This is a genomic window from Streptomyces sp. NPDC055400, assembly GCF_053644375.1.
Genome location: NZ_JBSHLM010000002.1, coordinates 501,511 through 521,723, shown reverse-complemented (window position 1 = coordinate 521,723; position 20,213 = coordinate 501,511). Strand labels below are relative to the sequence as shown.

Annotated in this window: 19 protein-coding genes; 8 read left to right on the top strand and 11 right to left on the bottom strand. The window is 70.8% G+C overall.

The window, feature by feature from the left end:
- Positions 1 to 5 precede the first annotated feature (5 nt).
- The 8 genes from ACWIGU_RS06800 to ACWIGU_RS06765 all read right to left on the bottom strand — a co-directional run bounded on the left by ACWIGU_RS06800 (position 6) and on the right by ACWIGU_RS06765 (position 9,392).
- Complete coding sequence (locus ACWIGU_RS06800) at positions 6 to 1,436, bottom strand: PP2C family protein-serine/threonine phosphatase (protein ID WP_454398155.1); 1,431 nt, start codon at positions 1,434 to 1,436, stop codon at positions 6 to 8.
- Positions 1,437 to 1,586: 150 nt separating this feature from the next.
- Complete coding sequence (locus ACWIGU_RS06795) at positions 1,587 to 3,188, bottom strand: glycoside hydrolase family 13 protein (RefSeq protein WP_454398153.1); 1,602 nt, start codon at positions 3,186 to 3,188, stop codon at positions 1,587 to 1,589.
- Positions 3,189 to 3,265: 77 nt separating this feature from the next.
- Complete coding sequence (locus ACWIGU_RS06790) at positions 3,266 to 4,141, bottom strand: carbohydrate ABC transporter permease (protein WP_454398620.1); 876 nt, start codon at positions 4,139 to 4,141, stop codon at positions 3,266 to 3,268.
- Positions 4,142 to 4,173: 32 nt separating this feature from the next.
- On the bottom strand, positions 4,174 to 5,121 hold the full coding sequence (locus ACWIGU_RS06785) for a carbohydrate ABC transporter permease (RefSeq protein ID WP_454398151.1): 948 nt from the start codon (positions 5,119 to 5,121) through the stop codon (positions 4,174 to 4,176).
- A gap of 30 nt (positions 5,122 to 5,151) precedes the next feature.
- Positions 5,152 to 6,564, bottom strand: a complete 1,413-nt coding sequence (locus tag ACWIGU_RS06780; RefSeq protein ID WP_454398149.1) for an extracellular solute-binding protein — start codon at positions 6,562 to 6,564, stop codon at positions 5,152 to 5,154.
- Between the two features lie 149 nt (positions 6,565 to 6,713).
- Complete coding sequence (locus ACWIGU_RS06775) at positions 6,714 to 7,736, bottom strand: LacI family DNA-binding transcriptional regulator (protein WP_454398147.1); 1,023 nt, start codon at positions 7,734 to 7,736, stop codon at positions 6,714 to 6,716.
- Positions 7,737 to 7,875: 139 nt separating this feature from the next.
- On the bottom strand, positions 7,876 to 8,772 hold the full coding sequence (locus ACWIGU_RS06770) for a TIGR03619 family F420-dependent LLM class oxidoreductase (protein WP_454398145.1): 897 nt from the start codon (positions 8,770 to 8,772) through the stop codon (positions 7,876 to 7,878).
- A 131-nt stretch (positions 8,773 to 8,903) separates the two neighbouring features.
- On the bottom strand, positions 8,904 to 9,392 hold the full coding sequence (locus tag ACWIGU_RS06765; protein ID WP_454398143.1) for a hypothetical protein: 489 nt from the start codon (positions 9,390 to 9,392) through the stop codon (positions 8,904 to 8,906).
- A 212-nt stretch (positions 9,393 to 9,604) separates the two neighbouring features.
- Between ACWIGU_RS06765 and ACWIGU_RS06760 the strand changes: the two genes are divergently transcribed.
- The 3 genes from ACWIGU_RS06760 (at position 9,605) to ACWIGU_RS06750 (ending at position 12,527) form a co-directional block, all read left to right on the top strand.
- Positions 9,605 to 11,092, top strand: coding sequence for an MFS transporter (locus tag ACWIGU_RS06760; protein ID WP_454398141.1), 1,488 nt, complete (start codon positions 9,605 to 9,607; stop codon positions 11,090 to 11,092).
- Positions 11,093 to 11,167: 75 nt separating this feature from the next.
- Positions 11,168 to 11,572 (top strand): nitroreductase/quinone reductase family protein, encoded by a 405-nt coding sequence (locus ACWIGU_RS06755; RefSeq protein WP_454398139.1) that lies wholly within the window; start codon positions 11,168 to 11,170, stop codon positions 11,570 to 11,572.
- Between the two features lie 232 nt (positions 11,573 to 11,804).
- Positions 11,805 to 12,527: a PP2C family protein-serine/threonine phosphatase gene (locus ACWIGU_RS06750; protein WP_454398137.1), complete on the top strand. Its 723-nt coding sequence runs from the start codon at positions 11,805 to 11,807 to the stop codon at positions 12,525 to 12,527.
- Positions 12,528 to 12,550: 23 nt separating this feature from the next.
- On the opposite strand, the gene ACWIGU_RS06745 is transcribed toward ACWIGU_RS06750, so the two are convergent.
- Positions 12,551 to 13,129 (bottom strand): DUF4232 domain-containing protein, encoded by a 579-nt coding sequence (locus ACWIGU_RS06745; protein ID WP_454398135.1) that lies wholly within the window; start codon positions 13,127 to 13,129, stop codon positions 12,551 to 12,553.
- Between the two features lie 236 nt (positions 13,130 to 13,365).
- On the opposite strand from ACWIGU_RS06745, the gene ACWIGU_RS06740 reads away from it, so the two are divergent.
- Both ACWIGU_RS06740 and ACWIGU_RS06735 read left to right on the top strand, forming a co-directional pair.
- The gene (locus ACWIGU_RS06740) at positions 13,366 to 14,043 is read left to right on the top strand and encodes a TetR/AcrR family transcriptional regulator (protein WP_454398133.1); all 678 of its coding nucleotides are present in this window, start codon (positions 13,366 to 13,368) and stop codon (positions 14,041 to 14,043) included.
- Between the two features lie 173 nt (positions 14,044 to 14,216).
- Positions 14,217 to 15,824 (top strand): MDR family MFS transporter, encoded by a 1,608-nt coding sequence (locus ACWIGU_RS06735; RefSeq protein ID WP_454398131.1) that lies wholly within the window; start codon positions 14,217 to 14,219, stop codon positions 15,822 to 15,824.
- 157 nt (positions 15,825 to 15,981) lie between these two features.
- On the opposite strand, the gene ACWIGU_RS06730 is transcribed toward ACWIGU_RS06735, so the two are convergent.
- Positions 15,982 to 16,446 (bottom strand): pyridoxamine 5'-phosphate oxidase family protein, encoded by a 465-nt coding sequence (locus ACWIGU_RS06730; protein ID WP_454398129.1) that lies wholly within the window; start codon positions 16,444 to 16,446, stop codon positions 15,982 to 15,984.
- 220 nt (positions 16,447 to 16,666) lie between these two features.
- On the opposite strand from ACWIGU_RS06730, the gene ACWIGU_RS06725 reads away from it, so the two are divergent.
- The gene (locus tag ACWIGU_RS06725; RefSeq protein ID WP_453776154.1) at positions 16,667 to 17,602 is read left to right on the top strand and encodes an SDR family oxidoreductase; all 936 of its coding nucleotides are present in this window, start codon (positions 16,667 to 16,669) and stop codon (positions 17,600 to 17,602) included.
- Positions 17,603 to 17,639: 37 nt separating this feature from the next.
- On the opposite strand, the gene ACWIGU_RS06720 is transcribed toward ACWIGU_RS06725, so the two are convergent.
- Positions 17,640 to 17,858 carry a hypothetical protein gene (locus ACWIGU_RS06720; protein ID WP_116500627.1) on the bottom strand — a complete coding sequence of 73 codons (219 nt, stop codon included), beginning with the start codon at positions 17,856 to 17,858 and terminating at the stop codon, positions 17,640 to 17,642.
- 245 nt (positions 17,859 to 18,103) lie between these two features.
- On the opposite strand from ACWIGU_RS06720, the gene ACWIGU_RS06715 reads away from it, so the two are divergent.
- Together ACWIGU_RS06715 and ACWIGU_RS06710 are read left to right on the top strand one after the other, a co-directional pair.
- Complete coding sequence (locus ACWIGU_RS06715) at positions 18,104 to 19,243, top strand: hypothetical protein (protein WP_454398126.1); 1,140 nt, start codon at positions 18,104 to 18,106, stop codon at positions 19,241 to 19,243.
- 400 nt (positions 19,244 to 19,643) lie between these two features.
- Positions 19,644 to 20,171: a DUF5709 domain-containing protein gene (locus ACWIGU_RS06710; RefSeq protein WP_454398124.1), complete on the top strand. Its 528-nt coding sequence runs from the start codon at positions 19,644 to 19,646 to the stop codon at positions 20,169 to 20,171.
- The last annotated feature ends 42 nt before the right edge of the window (positions 20,172 to 20,213 follow it).

The following is a 20,213-nucleotide window of genomic DNA, read 5'->3' as shown; positions in this document are numbered from 1 at the left end:
CCGCGTCAGGAGCCGATCCTGGCGACCAGCACACAGGCCTCGTCCGCGCGCTCGTGCGCGGCGAACTCCTCGAAGACCGTCCGCACACAGTCCTGCGCGGTGGCGGTCTCGGCGAGTCGTGGCGCGAGATCGAGGAGCCTGTTCGCCGCCGCGGCGCCGCTGCGGTGGGGGACCAGGCCATCGGTGTGCAGCAGCAGCAGATCGCCTGCGCGGAGCGGCTCCTCGGCCAGCCCGTACGTGGCACCAGGTGTCGCTCCGAGCAGCACGCCCTCCGGCGGCGTCAGCGCACGCCCCACCCCGTCGCGGAAGAGCAGCGGGGCGGGGTGTCCCGCCTGCGCCCAGGTCAGCGTGCGTGACCGGGGATCGTAGCGGCAGCAGAGCGCGCTGCCCAGTGACGGCTGAACCGACGTGTCGGTCAGCTGGTTGAGCCAGCCCATCAGCTCGTCGGGGCGGGTCCCCGTGACGGCCATGCCGCGCAGGGCGCCGAGGAGCATCGCCATGCCGGAGGTCACGGCCACGCCGTGTCCGGTCAGGCCGCCCACACTCAACAGGGTCTGTCCGTCCGGCAGTTCGAGCGCGTCGTACCAGTCGCCGCCGACGAGCTCGCCCGTCGACGACGGCAGATGGCGGGCCGCGAGGTCGAGGTCGTGCGGGGCCCCCTGGGAGAACCGCAGGGAGCCACGCCACGGCGGCAGTACGGCCTCCTGGAGCTCGACCGCGAGCCGGCGTTCCGTCTGCTCGATGTGCCGCCGGCGCTGGAGCGAGTCATGGGTCTCGCGTACGGTCCGCTGGGTGCGGCGCAGCTCGCTGACGTCGCGCAGGACCGCCCACATCGAGGCGGTGGAGCCGTCGGCGTCGAGCACGGGCTCGCCCATCATGTGCACCGTGCGGGCGGTGCCGTTGGTGCGCAGGATGCGGAACTCGCCGTCGATCGGCTTTCCCTCGATGAGGCAGTCCGTCACCATCCTGGTGAGCATGGCCTGGTCATCGGTGTGCACGACGGACGGGAGTTCGTCGAGGGTCAGCGGGGGTGCGTCGGGGCTGCGGCCGAGGATCTGGAACAGCTCTCCGGACCAGCTCGCCTCGTCGGTGAGGAGATTCCACTCGGCGCTGCCCACGCGGCTGAGCAGGGAACCGCTCGGCGGCTCGGCCGGCGCGCAGCCGGGGGCCTCGGGGATCAGGGAATCCACGTTCGGGCGCGGTGATCCGTCGCGCAGCTGCGCCAAGTGCTTGTCGAGATCGCTGAGTTGGTGCACGGCGAGCTCGTAGAGGGCGCGCTGCCAGCGTCGCTCGGGGTCACCGTCGTCCGAAACGGCCTCGCGGCGCACGGCGTCGACATCACCGAGCAGCCGACGCGTCTGCGTGATCAGCGCGTCGACCGAACCGTGCTCCGGCGGCTGGGCGGCGGGGCGGTCCGCGAAGACATGGGGAGGCATGACGTACTCCGATACAGGCGCGGCACGACCAAGACTGACGGAAGGACCGTTAATGACTGTCGCACAGCCGGACAGGCCCCGTAAGGGGTTTGGCAACACCCGGTGCGGTGATGCTTCTGGCATATACCTGAGTCCTTCCGGGCGTCCGGTTCAGACGCGGAGCCACACCGCCGTGTCCCGTGGGAGCCGCCCCTCGTCGTCCAAGGGGCCACTGGCCAGCAGAACACGTGAATGCGCCGGGAGCGGTGCGGCCGGATCGGCGAAGTTGACGACGCAGACCAGGCCCTCGCCCCGGGCAAGAGCCAGTACACCAGGGGCACTTGGGAGCCAGCGCATCGGCCCGTCGCCGAAGCCCGGCTCCGTGCGGCGCAGGCGCAGCGCCTCGCGGTAGAGCGACAGCATCGAGCCCGGATCGGCGTCCTGCCGGCGGGCCGCGTACGTCCCCCAGCCCGCCGGCTGCGGCAGCCAGGGCTCCCCGGCTGACCCGAAGCCGTACGAGGGTCCGTCCTGCGTCCAGGGCAGGGGCACGCGGCAGCCGTCGCGGCCCGGGTCGGTGCCGCCGGAGCGGAAGTGCATAGGGTCCTCGATGCGGCCGGGCGGCACCTCCGCCTCGGGCAGGCCCAGTTCCTCTCCCTGGTAGAGGTAGACGGCCCCCGGCAGGGCCAGCGACAGCAGCGCCGCCGCGCGCGCCCTGCGGGTGCCGAGCGCCAGGTCCGTGGGCGTGCCGAAGCGCTTCGACGCGAAGGCGAACGTGGTGTCCGACCGGCCGTAGCGGGTCACCGTCCGCGTCACGTCGTGGTTGCACAGGACCCAGGTCGCGGGAGCCCCCACCGGCGCGTGGTGGGCGAGCGTCATGTCGATGGACTCACGCAGTTCCGACGCGTCCCAAGGGCGGGACAGGAAGTCGAAGTTGAAGGCCGTGTGCAGCTCGTCGGGGCGTAGATACCGGGAGAAGCGCTCGGGGTCGGGGACCCACAGCTCGCCGATGAGCACGCCGTCGTACTCGTCGGCGACGGCCCGCCAGGAGCGGTAGATGGTGTGCAGCTCGTCCCGGTCGACATAGCCGCTCGTGTCGTCCGCGGCGGCGTCGGCGAGCGCCGGGTCCTTGGCGAGGAGCGCCGCCGAGTCGACGCGTACGCCCGAGGCGCCCCGCTGGAACCAGAACCGCAGCACCTCCTCGTGCTCGTGACGCACCGTGGGGTGCGCCCAGTTGAGGTCCGGCTGCTCGGGCGTGAACAGATGCAGGTACCACTCGCCGTCGGGGACGCGGGTCCAGGTCCCGCCGGCGAACTGGGACGGCCAGTTGTTGGGCGGCAGTTCGCCGTGCGCGCCCCGGCCGGGCCGGAAGTGGAACAGCTCGCGCTCGGGGCTGCCCGGGCCCGCCGCGAGCGCGGCCTCGAACCAGGCGTGCCGGTCGGAGACATGGTTGGGCACGACGTCGACGATGACGCGGATGCCGAGGTCACGTGCCTCCTCGATGAGCTTCTCCGCCTCGGCGAGCGTGCCGAACGACGGGTCGATCGCCCGGTAGTCGGCCACGTCGTAACCGCCGTCCGCCATCGGGGAGCGGTACCAGGGGGTGAACCAGATCGCGTCGATCCCCAGGCGCGCCAGGTGGCCCAGCCGGGCTCTGACCCCGGCGAGATCGCCCGTCCCGTCTCCGTCGCCGTCGGCGAAGCTGCGTACGTACACCTGGTAGATGGCGGCGGAACGCCACCAGTCGCCGGTGTCCGGGGTATGGGGGGCTGCCACGTAGTGGTCCTTTCGGGCAGGAGGGCGTGCCGGGGCGCGCCGTCACGGAGGCGGCGTACGGGGAGGGGCGGCGGGCGTCAGCCCTTGAGGCCGCCCGCCGTGAGACCGCTCATGATGTTGCGCTGGAACAGCAGGAAGAGGATCAGGGTCGGCAGGGAGGCGATGGTGAGGGCGGCGATCAGCCAGTTCTCGGGAACGCCGCTGGCCAGCGAGTAGATGCCGACGTTCAGGGTCTGCTTGCCGGGGTCGGGCAGCGTCAGCATCGGCCAGAGGAAGTCCTTCCACACGCCGACGACCGCGAAGATGGAGACGACGCCGAGGACGGGCCGCGAGATGGGCAGCACCACGGACCGCAGGGTCCGCAGCGCGGACGCCCCGTCGATGGACGCCGCGTCCAGCAGCTCCTGCGGGATCGAGTCGAAGAACCGCTTGAGCAGGAAGATGTTGAAGGCGTTGGTGACGGACGGCAGCCAGATCACCCAGGGGCTGTTGAGCAGATTGCGCTCGAAAACCGGCACGTCGAGGACGGTCAGGTACTGCGGCACGACCAGGACCGTCGCCGGGATCATCAGCGTCGCCAGCATCATGCCGAGGACGACGTTGCCGAACAGAGGCCGCAGCTTGGACAGCGAGTAGGCCGCCGCGACGTCGAGGACGAGCTGGAAGGCGAGCGCGCCGAACGCGTAGTACAGCGTGTTGCCGAGCAGCTTCGCCAGATCCATCACCCGCCACGCGTCCCCGTAGTTGCCGGGGTGCACGCTGGTGGGTACGAGCGTCGGCGGGGACTTGACGAACTCCTGCGTGGTCTTGAGGCCGCCGCTGACCATCCAGTACATCGGCCCGAGGAAGACCAGCGTGAAGAGAACCGTCACCAGGGCGAAGACGACCCAGTAGACGACCTTGCCGCGCCGCCTGCCGAGCTGGGCGGGCGAGATCAGGGTCCGGGGGCGCATCGTGTCGGTAGCCATGTGAACTCCCGTGCCGATCAGTCTTCTTGGGTGCGGCTGAGGCGTACGTACACCGCGGAGAACCCCGCGAGCAGGACGAGCAGGACCAGGCCGAGCGCCGCCGCGCCGCCGTAGTTGTTGAAGTTGAAGGCGTACTGGTAGATGAGGTAGACGACGGTCATGGTGGAGCCCTCGGGCCCCGCGCCGTTGGTGAGCAGGAACGGCTCGGTGAAGACCTGCATCGTGGCGATGATCTGCATGAGGAACATCAGCGAGAGGATCAGCCTCGTCTGAGGGATCGTCACATGCCAGATCTTGCGCCAGAGTCCGGCGCCGTCCAGCTCCGCCGCCTCGTACAGCTCGCCGGGGATGCCCTGGAGTGCGGCGAGATAGATCAGGGTCGCGCCTCCCATGTTCATCCAGGTCGCCGCGATGACGACGGAGATCATCGCAGTACCGGTGGACTGCAGCCACTGCTGGCCGGGTATCCCGAAGATGCCGAGGATCCGGTTGAACAGGCCGTAGCCGGGGTCGTAGAAGTACTTGAAGAGCAGGACCGAGGCGACCGGCGGAAGCATCACCGGCAGGTAGACGAGCATCCTCAAGTAGCCCTGGCCGTGCCGGAATTCATTGAGCAGGACCGCCACGAGGAACGGCACCGCGAACCCCAGCACGAGCGCGAGCCCCGTGAACAGGAGGGTGTTGCGCCAGGCCTGCCAGAAGGCCGGGTCGTTGAAGACGTAGGAGAGGTTGGACCAGCCGGCCCAGGTGGTCCTGCCGTCCTTGTTCTTCTGGAAGGCCAGGAAGAACTCCCTGACCATCGGATACCAGGAGAAGAAGGAGAAGCAGAGCACCGCGCCGATCAGGAAGCCGTGGGCGGCGAGATTGCGCCTCACCGCTCGCACCAACGAGCCGTGTGGTTCGGGGAGTTGATGCGACGCTCGAGCGGGCGCCGGCGAGCTCTTGGACAGCGTGGGGGCCGACATGGTCGCTCCTCGGGGTGCAGGTGCCGTGGGCTATTGGTTGGCCAGCACCTGGTTGACCTGCTGCTCCGCGGTGGCGAGCAGCTTGTCGATGTCGGCGTTGCGGTTGGTGAGGACGCCCGACATCACGTTGTCGAGGACCTTGTAGACTTCCTGCGCCTTCGGCGGCTCCGCCTTGCCGGGCACCGGGTTATCCAGGAACGGCTTGAAGTTCTCGACGGGCATCGTCGCGTTCTCCGTGCGGGACGCGAGGTCCTCGGCCTTGGTGTCACCGGTGAAGAAGTTCGGCTGCGGCAGGCCCACGGGCAGCTTGTCGGCCTTGGTGCGGTCCCACTGGAACTGGCCCTTGCCCGGGGTGAGGTTCTTGAAGTTGAGCCAGGCGACGGCCGCCTTGATCTTGTCGGGCGACGAGCCCTTCTTGATCATGTAGTCGTTGCCGCCGAAGAGCGTGGTCTTGCCGCCGGGGATCGGTCCCATGCCGAAGTTCTCGTAGTCGGCGCCCAGTTGCTGGACCATGTACGTGATGTCGTCGGGCGCGGCGAGGAACATGCCGAGCTTGTCGGAGGCGATCTGCTTCTGGAGGTCGCCCCACTTCAGCAGCTGCGTCCTGCCCATGCTGTCGTCCTTCCAGCGCATGTCGTGCAGCTGCTGGACGACCTGCTTGCCGGTGGCGTCGTTGAACGCGGCCTTCTTGCCGTCGGCGGTGACGACGTCGGCTCCGAGGCCGTACATCGCGGCGGTGAAGTGCCAGCCGCCGGTGTTCTCCGCGCTGTACTCGCCGTAGCCCGAGATGCCGTTGCCGAGGCCGGCGATCTTCTTGGCCGCGGTGCGGACCTCTTCCCAGGTCGTCGGCGGCTTGTCCGGGTCGAGCCCGGCCCGCTCGAAGAGCTTGCGGTTGATCAGCAGGCCCATCGTGTAGTTGCTGGTGGGCAGCCCGTAGAGCTTGCCGTCCTTCTTCAGGACGCCGAGGACGTCCGGATCGATGGAGTTCAGGGCAGGCACGGTCTTGGGTGTCACGTAGGCCGAGATGTCCTCGGCGCCGTTGTTGTCGAGCACCTGCTGGAGATCGGTGAAGTACGTGTAGAAGACGTCCGGTTGGGACTTCGCCTTGAGCTGGGCGGTGAAGCGGGTGGGCTCCTCGCACTGGCCCGGCGTCGACTTCCCGCTGATCGTGACGTTCGGGTACTTCTTGTTGAACTCCTTGACGTCCTCTTTCCACTCCCTGAGCTCGGCCGCCTTCGCCGCCGGCGGCATGCAGTCGATGGTGAGCGTGACCTTGGTCTTCGGATCCAGGGGAGCCGATATGTCGGCCTTCGAGCCGCCGCCCGCCCCGCTGTCGTCGTCGCTGCTGCTGGTGCCGCAGGCGGCGAGGGAGGTGAGGGTGAGCACGGCGGCGACCGCGGCCGCGGAGCTACGGCGGGTAGGGCGGAACCAGGAGCTTCTCATCGGTGGTCCCCTTCGGGCCTGAGCATGGAGGGCCCACGGCTGACGACAACCGCAGGACGGCCTACGGCTGTCGAGCAGCCGGGCGCGGCACACTCAACCACCGCGAACAGGTGTCCGCAAGATGTTGTGCAGACTCCGCAAAAAATTGACTATGCCCCGGTTGTGCGGGACGGAGCCTGTGCCGTAGAGCCGCGCACCACCAGTTCGGGCTCGAACAGCAGCTCACCGGGCGTCACCGAGCCGCCCTGGATCTGCGTGACGAGCAGCTCGACGGCGGCCCGGCCCATCGCCTCGATCGGCTGGCGCACGGTGGTGAGGGGCGGTTCCGTGCAATTCATGAACGCCGAATCGTCGTAGCCGACCACCGAGATCTCGTCGGGCACGCGCAGGCCCTCACGCCGCGCGGCCCGCACCGCGCCGAGCGCGAGCGGGTCGCTCGCGCAGATGACGCCCGTGATGCCGCGCCGCATGAGGCGAGCCGCCGCCGCGTGGCCGCCCTCCAGCGAGAACATGGCCCGCTCGACGGCGTCCTCGGGCAGCGTCCCGCCGGCTGCCCGCACCACGCCCCGTGCGGCGGCGAGCTTGCGCATCGACGGCACGTGGTCGTCCGGGCCGAGCACGAGTCCGATGCGTTCATGGCCGAGCGAGGACAGATGCCGCCAGGCCTGCTCGACCGCGACGGCGTCGTCACACGCGACACAGGGGAAACCGAGGTCCTCGATCGCCGCGTTCACGAGGACGACGGGGACCTTGCGTTCCGAGAGCAGCCGGTAGTGCTCGTGGCGGGCGTCCGCCTGGGCGAACTGGCCGCCCGCGAACACCACGCCGGACACCTGCTGCTGGAGCAGCAGTTCCACGTAGTCCGCCTCGGAGACGCCGCCGTTGGTCTGGGTGCACAGGACGGGGGTGAGGCCCTGCTGGGCGAGCGCGCCGCCGATCACGTCCGCGAACGCGGGAAAGATCGGGTTCTGCAGCTCCGGCAGGACGAGCCCGACCAGGCGGGCGCGCTCGCCGCGCAGTTGGGTCGGGCGCTCGTAGCCCAGGACGTCCAGGGCCGTCAGCACGGCCTGCCGGGTGGCCTCCGAGACGCCGGGCTTGTTGTTGAGCACCCGGCTGACCGTCGCCTCGCTGACGCCGACCTTCTGTGCCACCTGAGCAAGTCTCCGTGTCATGGAACGCAAGATTAGCGCAAGAATTGCAATCTGCTTGCGTAAGTTCGATGAACGGTCGCCCAGGGCGAGGTCAGCGGGTTCTGCGAGGTGCTGCCAGGTGCCCTGGGCAGGGAACGTATCCGTTCAGAGGGCGGTGGCGTCAGCGCACGTCGCCCGTGGCCGGGTCGACGACCTTCTCCACGAGGACCTCCAGGACCCGGCGGTCCTCGTCGGCCGTGGCGCGAGCGGCAGGGCCGCCCGGGTAGGTGTCGAACAGCACGTGCGTGGCGCCGAGTCCGGCCAGCGCGTGCAGGTCCCCGCGGACCTGGTCGACACTGCCCTGGCCGAGCGGACGGTCCTCGGTGTCGGGCCGCTCCCCGAGCACGATCTGCAGCCGCGGCACAAGCGCCGGTACGGGCCGCCCGGCCTTCTCGGCCTCGGCGGTCACGGCCGGCAGCTTCGCGCGCAGGGCCTCGAGCGTCGGCATGAAGGGGTGCCACCCCTCACCGAGCCGCGCGGCCCTGCGCAGCGCGGCGGGCGAGTCGCCGCCGACCCAGACCGGCAGCTGCGCGGCAGCGGGGGCGGGGGCCGTACGGATGCCCTCGTACGAGACGTAGTGCCCCTCGAAGGTGCACGGGTCCTGTGCCCAGGCGGCGCGGATCGCGGCCAGGTACTCGTCGGTGATGGCGCCGCGCTCCTCGAACGGGACACCCAGCGCGCGGTACTCGGCGGCCGACCAGCCGACGCCCGCGCCGAGGATGAACCCGGCGTCGTTGAGCTGGTCGATGTTGGCCGCGAGCCGCGCCGTCTGGAGCGGGTGCCGGTACGGGATGACGGTGATGGTCGTGCCGAGCTGAAGCCCCGGGACCCGGCCCGCGAGATGTGCGGCCAGGACGAACTGGTCGTAGAACGGGGCGGGATACACCTCGTGCACGTCGGGGGTGACGGCTATGTGGTCGGAGATCATCGCGAATGTGAAGCCCAGCGCGCGGGCGTCCGTCGCCTGGCGCTCGAGGGTTCGCGGGGTGGTGCCGGAGCCGAAATTGAGAAGGTTCACGCCGAATCGCATGATCCGCAGTCTTGATGATCATGGGCGGGGTTGTCGAACCGGGGTTGTCGAACCGGGGTGGGTGACCGGGGTGGTCGTCGGGGGTCGTGACCGGGTCCGGCCCCGGATGCGTCGCAGGGTCAGCGGGCCCAGAAGGGCACGGGGGCACAGGTGTTGGCGCAGGTGTAGGAGCCCGGTGTCAAAAGGCCCGCGTCGTCCTCGTAGTTGCCGCCGCCCGCGAAGTACACCTCCGGCGGCCAGCCCCAACGGCCGTTGTCCGCCTGGGTGCTGGCCCACCAGTCGTTCTCCGCGGCGCCGTCCCGGTACGTCTCGCCCTTCATCTCGGTGACGAACCAGTTGGCCGCGCCGCCCTGTTCCAGATGGCCGACCACGGGGGAGCCGGGGGAGCGGCTCGCGTGGACCGGGACGTGACCGCGCGTGAGGTTGCAGTACATGACGGCGGTCCCGGGCCAGGTGTGCCCGGACGACGGGTCGACCAGGTCCCGCTTCGCGGGGTTGCGGCACGGCGCGTTGTCGGTGGCCTGCGCCGGGGTGGCGGCGGGTCCTGCGAGGCCGGCCGGCGCCACGACGGCGAGGGTGGCGAGTCGGACGCGGAGGGGTGTGCGCATGGAGGTGTGGTCCTTCGCTCGGGGGTGGGCTCGGGGGTCTCCGGGGTGGGCGAGAGGGACGTTATGGCGGGGTGTGCGGTGGCGAGCGGCGACGACACGGCGCATCGGGGGGAGGGGAACGAGCATCCACCTGCCCTGCCCAACTGCAGGGTTGTCATATCAAACTCGCTCACGCTAGGTTGCCGGGCATGACGGTTGGAAAAGCAAACCCAATGGGTGCGGCGGACGCGTCGACGGCGAGTTCGGACGCGCAATCCGGCACTTCGGCATCGAAGGCGGCGGCGGGTTCGGGCGCAGTCGGGCCGGCTTCCGGCAGGACCGGGTCCGCCACCGCGTGGATCGTCTCCGCGGGCGTCTTCGTCGTGAACCTCGACCTGTTCATCGTCAATGTCGCCGTACCCGCCCTCGCCACCTCCTTCGACGACGCCTCGCTCACCTCCCTTTCCTGGGTCCTCAATGCCTACGCGATCGTGTTCGCGGCCCTGCTCGTGGCCGCCGGACGCCTCGCCGACCGGTACGGACACCGCCTCGGATTCCTGCTCGGCCTCGCGGTGTTCACCGTCGCCTCCGCGCTGTGCGCCGTGGCACCCGGCGTCGGCTGGCTGGTCGCGGCGCGTGCGCTCCAGGCCGCGGGCGCCGCCGCCCTGATGCCGACATCACTCGCGCTGCTCCTCGTCGCCACCCCGGCGGAGCGCCGCCCGCGCGCCATTTGCAGCTGGGCGGCCATCGGGGGCATCGCCGCCGGCCTCGGCCCCGTGGCGGGCGGGCTGCTCGTGGAGGCCGACTGGCGCTGGGTCTTCCTCGTCAATGTGCCGGTCGGGACAGCCGGCCTCGTGGCCGGTATGCGGCTGCTGCCCGCCGACCGTCCCGAGCGCAGCGGCCCGCTGCCGGACCTGGCGGGCGCCGTCCTTCTCACACTCGCCATCGGCTCCCTTGCACTCGGTCTGGTCAAGGCCGAGGCATGGGGCTGGAGTTCAGGGCGCGTGCTCGGGTCGCTGGCCGCCGCGGTGATCCTCGCGGCGGCGTTCTGGCTGCGCTCGGCCCGGCACCCGGTCCCCGTCGTCGAACTGCCGCTCCTGCGCATCCCGGCCTTCGCGTTCGCGACGCTCGCCGCACTCCTGTTCACCGTGGCGTTCGCCGCGATGCTGCTCACCTCCGTCCTGTGGTGCCAGCAGGTGTGGAGCTACTCGGCGATCCGTACCGGACTGGCCATCGCGCCGGGCCCGCTGGTCGTCCCCGTCCTCGCCGTCGCGTCAGGACCCGTCGTGCGACGCCTCGGTGCCGGCCGCACGGCCGCGGCCGGCTGCCTCCTCTTCGCAGGCGGCCTCGTGTGGTGGGCCCTCGCCCTGGACACGGCGCCGCACTACGCCGCCGCATTCCTGCCCGGCATGCTCATCACCGGCGTCGGCGTCGGGTTCGCCCTGCCGACCCTCGTGGGAGCGGCCGCCACGGCGCTGCCGCCCAGCCGGTTCGCCACCGGGTCCGCGGTCACGACGATGGCCCGCCAGACGGGATCCGTCGTCGGAGTGGCCGTGATGGTCGGCCTCATCGGCGAGCCCCGTACGGCGGAAGCGGCCCTCACGGTGTTCCGTCACGGCTGGCTGACCGCCGCGGTCGTCGGGGCGCTCGCGGTGGCGGCGGCCCTCGCGCTGCCCCGCCCGGCAGCCGCCGCCGCGGTCCCGGGGGAGGCGCGTGCCTGACCGGTCCCGCCGGGTCGCCTAGAGTGCGGCGGGTAGCCACAGTGCGGGTAGTCACAGGACGGCGGAGGGACGCGCATGTCGCGGTATCGCGAGTTCAAGTTCAGGTCCGTGACGTGGTTCCAGCGGCGCCTCGGCAACCCGCTGCTCTCCCGGCTCCCCGGGCAGATCCTGCTGGAGACCACCGGCCGCACGTCCGGGCTGCCCCGGCGCACCCCGGTCGGCGGCCGCCTGGTCGGCCGCGAGTTCTGGTGGGTGTCCGAGTACGGTGACAAGTCGCAGTACGTGCGCAACATCCAGGCCGACCCGAAGATCCGCGTACGGATCAAGGGACGCTGGCACACGGGCACGGCACACCTTCTGCCGGACGACGACGCCCGCGCGCGACTGAAGCGCCTCCCCCGGTACAACAGCGCCGCCGTGCGCGCCCTCGGCACGAACCTGCTGACGCTGCGGGCCGATCTCACGGACGTCACCGACTGAGGCGCGCCGTCCGCGCGCGGATGCCGGCGCGGCGTGGGCGTGGCGAGGCCGGCGGCCCGCGGCGCGGATACGTGAACTGGCTTGTGCGAGCTCGAAGTTGACGACTCCGGGGCGGCGGAATCCGGTTGGTCGGATTCGGTGACAATCGGTTACCGGGCGCGCCCGACTGGCTACAATCGCGCGGCGCGTCACGTCGGGCAGCACGTCCGGCCGCACCCCGGAAGGTCCCTGTATGACTGCCCGTTCCCAGCCGGTCTCTCCTCTGCCCGAGCGGGTCGGCACGCTGCGCGTCAGCGCCCGGCACCTGGCGAACGCCACCGTCGCACCGGTGGAGAGCGGCCCCGCGGGGGCGGGCGGCGATGTGTACGGAGCCGTTGAATCCCCTTACGGCACACGCCTGTTGATGGGTGATGTCATGGGCAAAGGCCGCGCGCTCGCCCGTACCGCGGACAATGTCTTACGTGCCTGGCGCGATCTCGCCGTCTGCGAGGCGCGGTTGGAAGGAATCGCCGTACGGCTGCACTCGCTGGTCGCGCGCTCGGACGAACCCGACCGCTTCGTCACGGCCACCCTGGTCGGCGTCGAACCCGACGGATCCGCCCAACTGGTCTGCTGCGGACACCCGCCGCCCGTCCTGCTGCGCGACGGCGCCGCCGTCCACGCGGTGGTCCCCGCGCCCGCGCCGCCGCTCGGCCTGCTCGACCTGCACTCCGGCTGGTGCGCCGCCCGACCGGTGCCCGCCACCGCCTGGGAGTGCATGCTGCTCTACACGGACGGGGTGAGCGAGGCCAGGGACGCGCGCGGGGCGTTCTACCCGCTGGCGGAGCGAGCCGCGGCCCTGGAGAGCGCGGCCCTCGAGGACTTCACCGACACCCTCGCCTCCGACCTGCTCCGCCACGCGGAGGGCCGGCTCCAGGACGACGCCTCACTCCTCGCGGTCCGGGCCGCGGCCTAGGCGCGTGTCCGAGGCGGGCGGGATCAGACCTTCAGGACCCCGGCGCCGACAGACTCGGCGAGTACCTCGTCCGCCTGGTCCCGCGTCGGCTGCCACAGCGTCGTCACCGGCGACCAGACGCGCAGCCCGCCCGGCTCGGCGAGCGCGGCGGCGGTGAACTTCTGCCCATCGTGTGCCGGATTCGCCGCCACCACGATGTAGCCGACCGACCGGGCATCGCTGTCACCGCTCGCGGACAGGGAGCGCACGGCGGCGTGGGCCGTCTTCCCCGCGTCCAGCTTGTACGTGGCGCTCCCGGAGAGCGGGAACGGGACGGCGGCCCCGTCCAGATCGCCGTAAGTGACCAGCGGGACGTGGCCCACGAGGCAGGCGTGCGAGGAGTGGTTCTTGACGCTCAGGCGCAGGACGTGGTCCTCGCCCGATGCGGTCGCCCGCACCGTCAGCGCGTTCTCCGCGCACTGCTTGAGGGCGGCGGCCGGTGCGGCGGCGGGGTGAGCGGGGCGGGGGTCGGCCGGCACGGCGGAGGCGGAGGCGCCGGTGGCTGACACGGCGGTCGCGGACACGAGCAGCGCGGCGGCGGCAAGAACAGTGCGAGTGGGCATCAGTCTGGTCTCCCGGCGAACAGTGGCTTTCACATTTCACCCGAAACAATGCTTAAGGAGCCTATCTCGGATGAATGCCTCTGCCCACGTCAGTGCCCGCGGCAGCGCCTGAGCCGGTGTCCGAGCCGGTGTCCGAGCCGGTGTCTGCGCCGCTGGGGTGGCCACGGGTGCCGGGGGATTCACCGGCCCTAGGTGCACTGCGCGCAAAGATTGCAGTGTGTGCAAGAATCTTTGGCGTGACGACATCAGGCACCGCGACGTCGGCGGTCCGCGAGCAGGCGCCGGCCGAGGGGCTGCGCGCGCGGCGACGGCGCCAGACCCGGGCCGAACTGCACGCCGCCACGGTCCGCCTGGCCCGTGAACACGGCCTCGAGCACGTCACGGTCGAGATGATCAGCAAGGAGGCCGGCGTCTCCCCGCGGACCTTCTTCAACTACTTCCGCACCAAAGAGACCGCGCTCTTCGCCTGGCCCGGTGGCCTGACGGAGGCCGAGGCGGAGCAGTTCGTCTCCGCGCCCGGACGCGACCCGGACGCCGTGCTGCGGGACCTGGGCGAGGTCTTCGCCGCGCACGTGGACGAGATGGCGCCCGGCGCCGGAGCGTTCGAGGACGTCTTCGCCATCGTCGAGAAGGTGCCCTCGGCCCTCGGCGCGTTCCTCGCCGAGTGCGACGCGCTCGAACGGGATCTCGCCGGCGCCATCGCCCGCCGCACCGAAGACGCCCCTGACGGGCAGACCGTCGCTCTTCTCGCGGGGATCGCCATGACCGCCGTACGCAACGGCCTCACGCGCTGGGCCCGCGACAAGCAGCACCCCGACGGTCCCGCGGACTCGGTGCGCGACTCGTTCACCGCCCTGCGCGGCCTCCTCTCCGCGGCGGACTTCCCACACGCCCCCACCGAACGGGAGGCCTGAGGCGCGGCTCCCGAAGCGCGACCCGGCTGCCGCCCCCACGGCACCGGTGCGCACGCTCCCCGCGCAAGGCCCCACACGACTCCCCACCCGAGCCCCGAAGACTCCCCAGCCTCCCCGGGCGGCGACCGCTCGCGCGCCGCGCACCCCATCCCTTCACGTACGGAGACCTGAGCATGACCCACGCCCCCGCACCGGCGGGCGCCGATCCCGCCTCTGAGGACGGCATAGCCAAGCCGCACAACTTCGGGCTGATCTTCGGCGCGCTGATGCTGACGATGCTGCTCGGCGCGCTCGACCAGACCATCGTCAGCACCGCCCTGCCGACCATCGTCGGCGAGCTCAACGGCATCGAGCACATGGCGTGGATCACCACCGCGTACATCCTCGCCGCCACCATCGGCATGCCGGTCTACGGCAAGCTCGGCGACCTCATGGGCCGCAAGAACATCTTCCTCGCGGGCATCGCGCTCTTCCTGGTCGGCTCCGTGGTCTGCGGGCTCGCCCAGAACATGGGCACGCTCGTCGCGGGCCGCGCCCTCCAGGGCCTGGGCGGCGGCGGCCTCATGATCACCTCGCAGGCGATCATCGCCGACCTCGTTCCGCCCCGGGAACGCGCCAAGTACATGGCCCCCATGGGCGCCGTGTTCGGTCTCTCCTCGGTCGTCGGGCCGCTGCTCGGCGGCTGGTTCACCGACGAGCACTCGTGGCGCTGGGCGTTCTGGGTCAACCTGCCGCTCGGCATCCTCGCCTTCTTCGTCGCGGCCGTCGCGATCAAGCTGCCGCGCAAGGCCGTCAAGGTCACCCTCGACTACCTCGGCACCGCCCTGATGGCCGCCGCCGTCACCTGCACCGTGCTGTTCGCCAGCTGGGGCGGCACGCAGTACGCGTGGTCCGACCCGCTGGTGATCGGGCTCGGCGTCGGCGCGGTCGTCGCCTGGGTGCTGTTCTTCGTCGCCGAGAAGCGGGCCGCCGAGCCCGTCATCCCGCTGCACCTCTTCCGCAGCCCGATCTTCAACGTCGCCACGCTGCTCGGCATGATCGTCATCGGCCTCGGCATGTTCGCGATCGTCGGCTACATGCCCACGTATCTGCAGATGGTCTACGGCAAGACGGCCACCGAGTCCGGGCTGCTGCTCATCCCGATGGTCGTCGGCATCATGGCCACGGCGCTGCCGTCCGGCGCGATCATGAGCAAGACCGGCCGCTACAAGGTCTATCCGATCGTCGGCACGGTCATCATCATGCTCGTCGCGTTCCTGATGTCCCGCCTCGACGTGAGCGACCCGGTCTGGCTGGTCTGCCTGTACGTCGGACTCGCGGGCGCCGGTGTCGGCCTGATGATGCAGACCCTCGTACTCGCCGTGCAGAACGACTTCCCGGGCGCCGAGGTCGGCACCGCCACCTCCGCGAACAACTTCTTCCGCGAGATCGGCGCGACCCTGGGCACCGCCGTCGTCGGCGCGGTCTTCGCCAGCCGCCTCACTGACCAGCTCGCCACGCGCCTGCCCGCGGACGCCGCCTCGAAGGTCGGCGACAGCGACTCACTGACGCCCGCGCTCGTACGGGCCCTGCCGGCCGACCTGCGCGCCACGGTCGTCTCCTCGTACCAGGAGGCACTCGTGCCGATCTTCCTGTACCTGGTGCCCGTCTTCGCGGTCGGTCTCGTCCTCGCCTTCGTGCTGAAGGAGAAGCCGCTCGCCGACAACGAGGACTGGCATGCCGAGAACGAGACGGCGCGGCCGGGCGGCGAGGAGAAGGAATTGGAGCCTGCCGCCGGCTGAGTCGTTCGGCTGGTCGGGTCAGCCGGCTTGGCCGGCTGCGTGTGTGGCGCCGGGCGCGCCCGGCGGAGAGGTCTTCGGCGGGCGCGCCCTGTGTTGTCCGGGCTCGGGGGTGCGGTGAGTGGCGGTGGGTCTCAACTCGTGGGGCAGTGCCGGTGGTTCAGCCCTCGATCCACTCGCCCTCCCGCATCAGTTCCCTGCCCGCCAGCTCGTTGGCCTCCCGCCAGGCCTGGACCCGCTGCGGCGTGACCCGGAAATAGAGGTACTCCGAGGTCAGCCCGCGCGGGTCGAACCCGGTCTTCTCCGCGAACGCGTCACCGACGTCGTCCGGGAGCTCCGTGGCCGTCAGCGTCTGTACCGTGCCCTCGATCATGACTACGTCCCGCGTCGGGCCGATGCCGAGCCGGGCCTGCCCCGTGGACCGCAGATTGCGTCCCGTGGGACTGGCCGCCGGGGTGGCGAGCAGCAGCGTCGAACCGTCCCACAGGAACGACAGCGGTACGAGATATGGCGTCGTGCCGTCCCCGTCCGACGTGTCTGCCGTGGCCACCCATACGTCCTCGTCGCGTTCGAGCCGGTCGAGGGTGTCCTGCTTGCGCTGCTTCACGGTCCGGGCGGGTGGCATCGGCGTCTCCCTGTCGCATCGGGCGGATTCCCTGGTCACTGTTATGACACGGGTCGGCCCTGGAATGTGACCGATGGGCGAGAACGCGCTTCTCGTTCCGGGCGTCGTCATCGCCGTCATCCGTGCAGGAATGGCGACACTCGGTGTCCTGATTCCGGGTCATGCTCGAACCGGGGACGGGCCACGACGGCCTGTCCGGCAGCAGCGAGGAGGCGGCTTCATGACGCAGGAACCCGGGACCGGAAGCGCCCGGCTGGACGGGAAGGTCGCCCTCGTGGCGGGTGCGACCCGCGGCGCGGGACGGGGCATCGCCGTGGAACTCGGCGCGGCCGGCGCGACGGTGTACGTGACCGGGCGCACTACGCGGGCCCGGCGCTCCGAGTACGACCGGCCGGAGACCATCGAGGACACGGCCGACCTGGTGACCGCGGCCGGCGGGCGCGGTATCGCCGTGCCCACCGACCACCTGGAGTCCGCCCAGGTCAAGGCCCTCGTCGACCGCATCGCCGACGAACAGGGGCGGCTCGACGTGCTGGTCAACGACATCTGGGGCGGCGAGAACCTCTTCGCCTGGGACACCCCGGTCTGGGAGCACGACCTCGACGACGGCCTCCGACTGCTCCGACTCGCCGTCGAGACACACGCCATCACCAGTCACTACGCGCTGCCGCTCCTGCTCCGCAACCCCGGCGGTCTCGTGGTCGAGGTGACCGACGGCACGGCTGAATACAACCGCGACAACTACCGCGTCTCCTTCTTCTACGACCTCGCCAAGAGCTCCGTACTGCGCATGGGCTTCGCCCTGGGGCAGGAGCTGGGTCCGCGGGGCGCCACAGCCCTCGCCCTCACCCCGGGCTGGCTCCGCTCGGAGATCATGCTCGGGCACTACGGCGTCACCGAGGACAACTGGCGAGACGCCCTGGAACAGACACCGCACTTCGGCATCTCCGAGACGCCGTTCTACGTCGGCCGGGCCGTCGCCGCGCTCGCCGCCGACCCCGAAGTGGCCCGCTGGAACGGGCAGTCGACGTCCAGCGGGGCACTTGCCCAGGTGTACGGGTTCACCGACGTCGACGGGAGCCGCCCCGACGCGTGGCGCTACCTCGTCGAGGTCCAGGATCCTGGCAAGCCGGCCGACGCGAGCTCCTACCGCTGACGCTGACGCTGTGGGGCTGAGGGCTCGGCGGCTGGATCTAGATCTGTGCAGGCCACACCTTCGTACCGCCACCCCGCCACTCGACCAGCTCGGGGTCGTCCAGCCGCGCGTCCTCCAGGCCCGCGCGCCGCAGGAACTCGAGCACGTCCTCCTGCCCGGTGGCCAGCCCGGCGTCCTCGCCGCGGATCGTCACCCGGCGCCCGCCGGGCTGGGAGGCGTGCACGACTACAGGGGGAAATCCTTCAGGTTCGTCCATAGTCCTCAGCTTCCGTGAGGTGAATCGGCTCCGCACCCGGACGGGGTCCCGGCGCCGGACGCGTGGCGTTCTCGTTCCGCCAACAATGACGGAACGCGTGCGCGTGCGGCAGCCACTTCCCGATGACGTCCAAATCGCCCTGTATTGGCACCAGTCGAGCTGCTCCGGCCGGTCACGCGCGGCACAGAAGGACCGGTTACGGTGCTGTAGTGGTGACCACTCAGCAGGACAACGGGGAACAGACAGTGACCGGGACCGCGGTGCTCCTTGCGGCCGCCCCGGCGAACAAGAGCTGCCTCATCGACGCGACGTCCGTACTGCCCGCGCTCGCGGCCGTACCGCCCAGTGCCCTGACCGGCACCTCCGCCGCGACAGTCGTCGAACTCGCCGATCCCGTCGACCCGCAGACCGTTCTCACCCGCATCCGCACGGCGGTCGCCGCGCCCGGGCCTCTCGCCCTGTTCGTGACCGGGCAGCTTCATCTGGATCACCGCCAGCGTCTGCTTCATCTCGCCCTGGCCCGCACCACTACGTCGACCCTGCGGTACACCTCCCTGCCCTGGCACTGGCTCACCGGCGAACTCGCGTTGCGGCGGCCCGGCACCACCACGGTCGTCCTTGACCTGGTGACCGACAGGGAGGCCTGGGAACAGGTGCGGGGCGGGGGGTTCGGTGTGGGGGTCGGTGTTCGCTTGTTCGGGCGGGTCTCGCCTCCTCCTCCGCGTCGTTCCACCGCCGTGCCTGGTTATCTCAAGACCTACGCCTCGATATGGCGTAACGGGCACCGTCCGCCGCTTGCGCATCTTCATGCTCAGGCGGCTGGCGAGGCCGGTCCGGAGGGTGCCTTGTTCCTCGCGGTCGATGGTGGGCGGGGGCCTGTTCCGGCGGCTCCCCGCCCCCCGGTGCCGGCCGCTCGGCAGGAGGAGGTTCCTGTCGTCGAGCCTCGCCCTGATGCCGATCCGCACCCGGCGATCCTCGCCGCCGCGCAGTCCGGGCGGCACGGTGAGGCCGCCGCCCTCGCCGCGATGTGGGAGAGCACCGCTCTGCGCACCCATGGTGCGGGGTCGCCGGAGGCGCTCCACTGGCTGGAGGTGCGTGCCGATCTTGCGCGGCTCGCTCAGGATCCCGGGCGCAGCTGCGAACTGTGGACGGCTGCGGCCGAGGCCCGGCTTGCGCGCGGGCAGGCGGTGGGCTCGGAGGATGTCGAGGCTGCCGTCGATCGCGCTCACCATCAGTGGGAGCAGCTCGGCGATCCGGCGCAGGCCCGTGCGCTTGCGCCCTCTCTTACGCGGTTGCGGCGTGCGGTTCCTGGGCGGCGGCCCGGTGCGCTCGAGGCCATCGGCCGGCGGATCTCGGCGCTTGAGGGCGTGGCTGTGACGCCGTGACGGAAGGGTGGGTGGTGGCTGTCGCGTACGCGGCGGTCCGCTCGGTGGGCCTGCCCCTCCCTGCGCCCGCTCCCTGTCCCGTACGGGGCTCCGCCTGGCTCTGTGTGCCGGGACGGTCCGTGACGTAGTTCATAGGGCCGGTTGCGGGGTGGGGAATTCCCCCGGGTGGTTCTTCGTTAAACTAGACGTGGACGCGGGTGGAGCTGTGTCCCCGGGCCTCATCTCATGTGCCTGCAAGGACGATCGTTCGGCTGATGCCTTGTGGAGCCCCCGCCGAGAGGCGACCGCCATCCGTGGCCACGCAGACCGCCCCGGCCGTGATCCCCCGTCACGGTCGGGGCACTTTCGTTTCCGGGCCGTTCGTCCTTCCGCAGGACGTGCCGCCCCCTCGCCGCCCACAATGGAGACAGAGGCCACCGCTGAAGGAGGCGACGTGGACATCGACGATCAAGGGCGGGGAGACGACGTCTACCAGCCCGACGGGTCCGAGGTCCAGGACGACGAGGGGCTCCTCGACCAGGAGGACACCCTGCTCGGCGGCGGCGTCACCGATCCGCTCGACGACGGCTATTCGCCGCCCGAGCGGCCCTGGGGGGTCGAGCACACCGGTGTCACCTGCAACGAGCAGCGGCTCGGCGAGACGCTCGACGAACGTCTGTCCGAGGAGGTCCCCGATCTGGTGGTTCCTGATGACGACGGTATCGGCGACACCTGGGACACCGATGGCGAGCCGCTCGACGACGAGGTGGGGTCCGAGCGCTCCGGTCAGCTCGTGGCACCCGACGAAGGCGTGCGCAAGGGCGAGGAGAGCGAGCTGTTCGCCGAGGACGTCGGGATCGACGGTGCGGCCGCCTCCGGCGAGGAGGCCGCGATGCACCTCGTGGAGGACGTCCGCAGAGGCCGTGATCCACGGCGGGTCACCGACTGACCGTGCGGGAGAGGTGAGCCCGGCTTAGGGTGACGGAAGTCA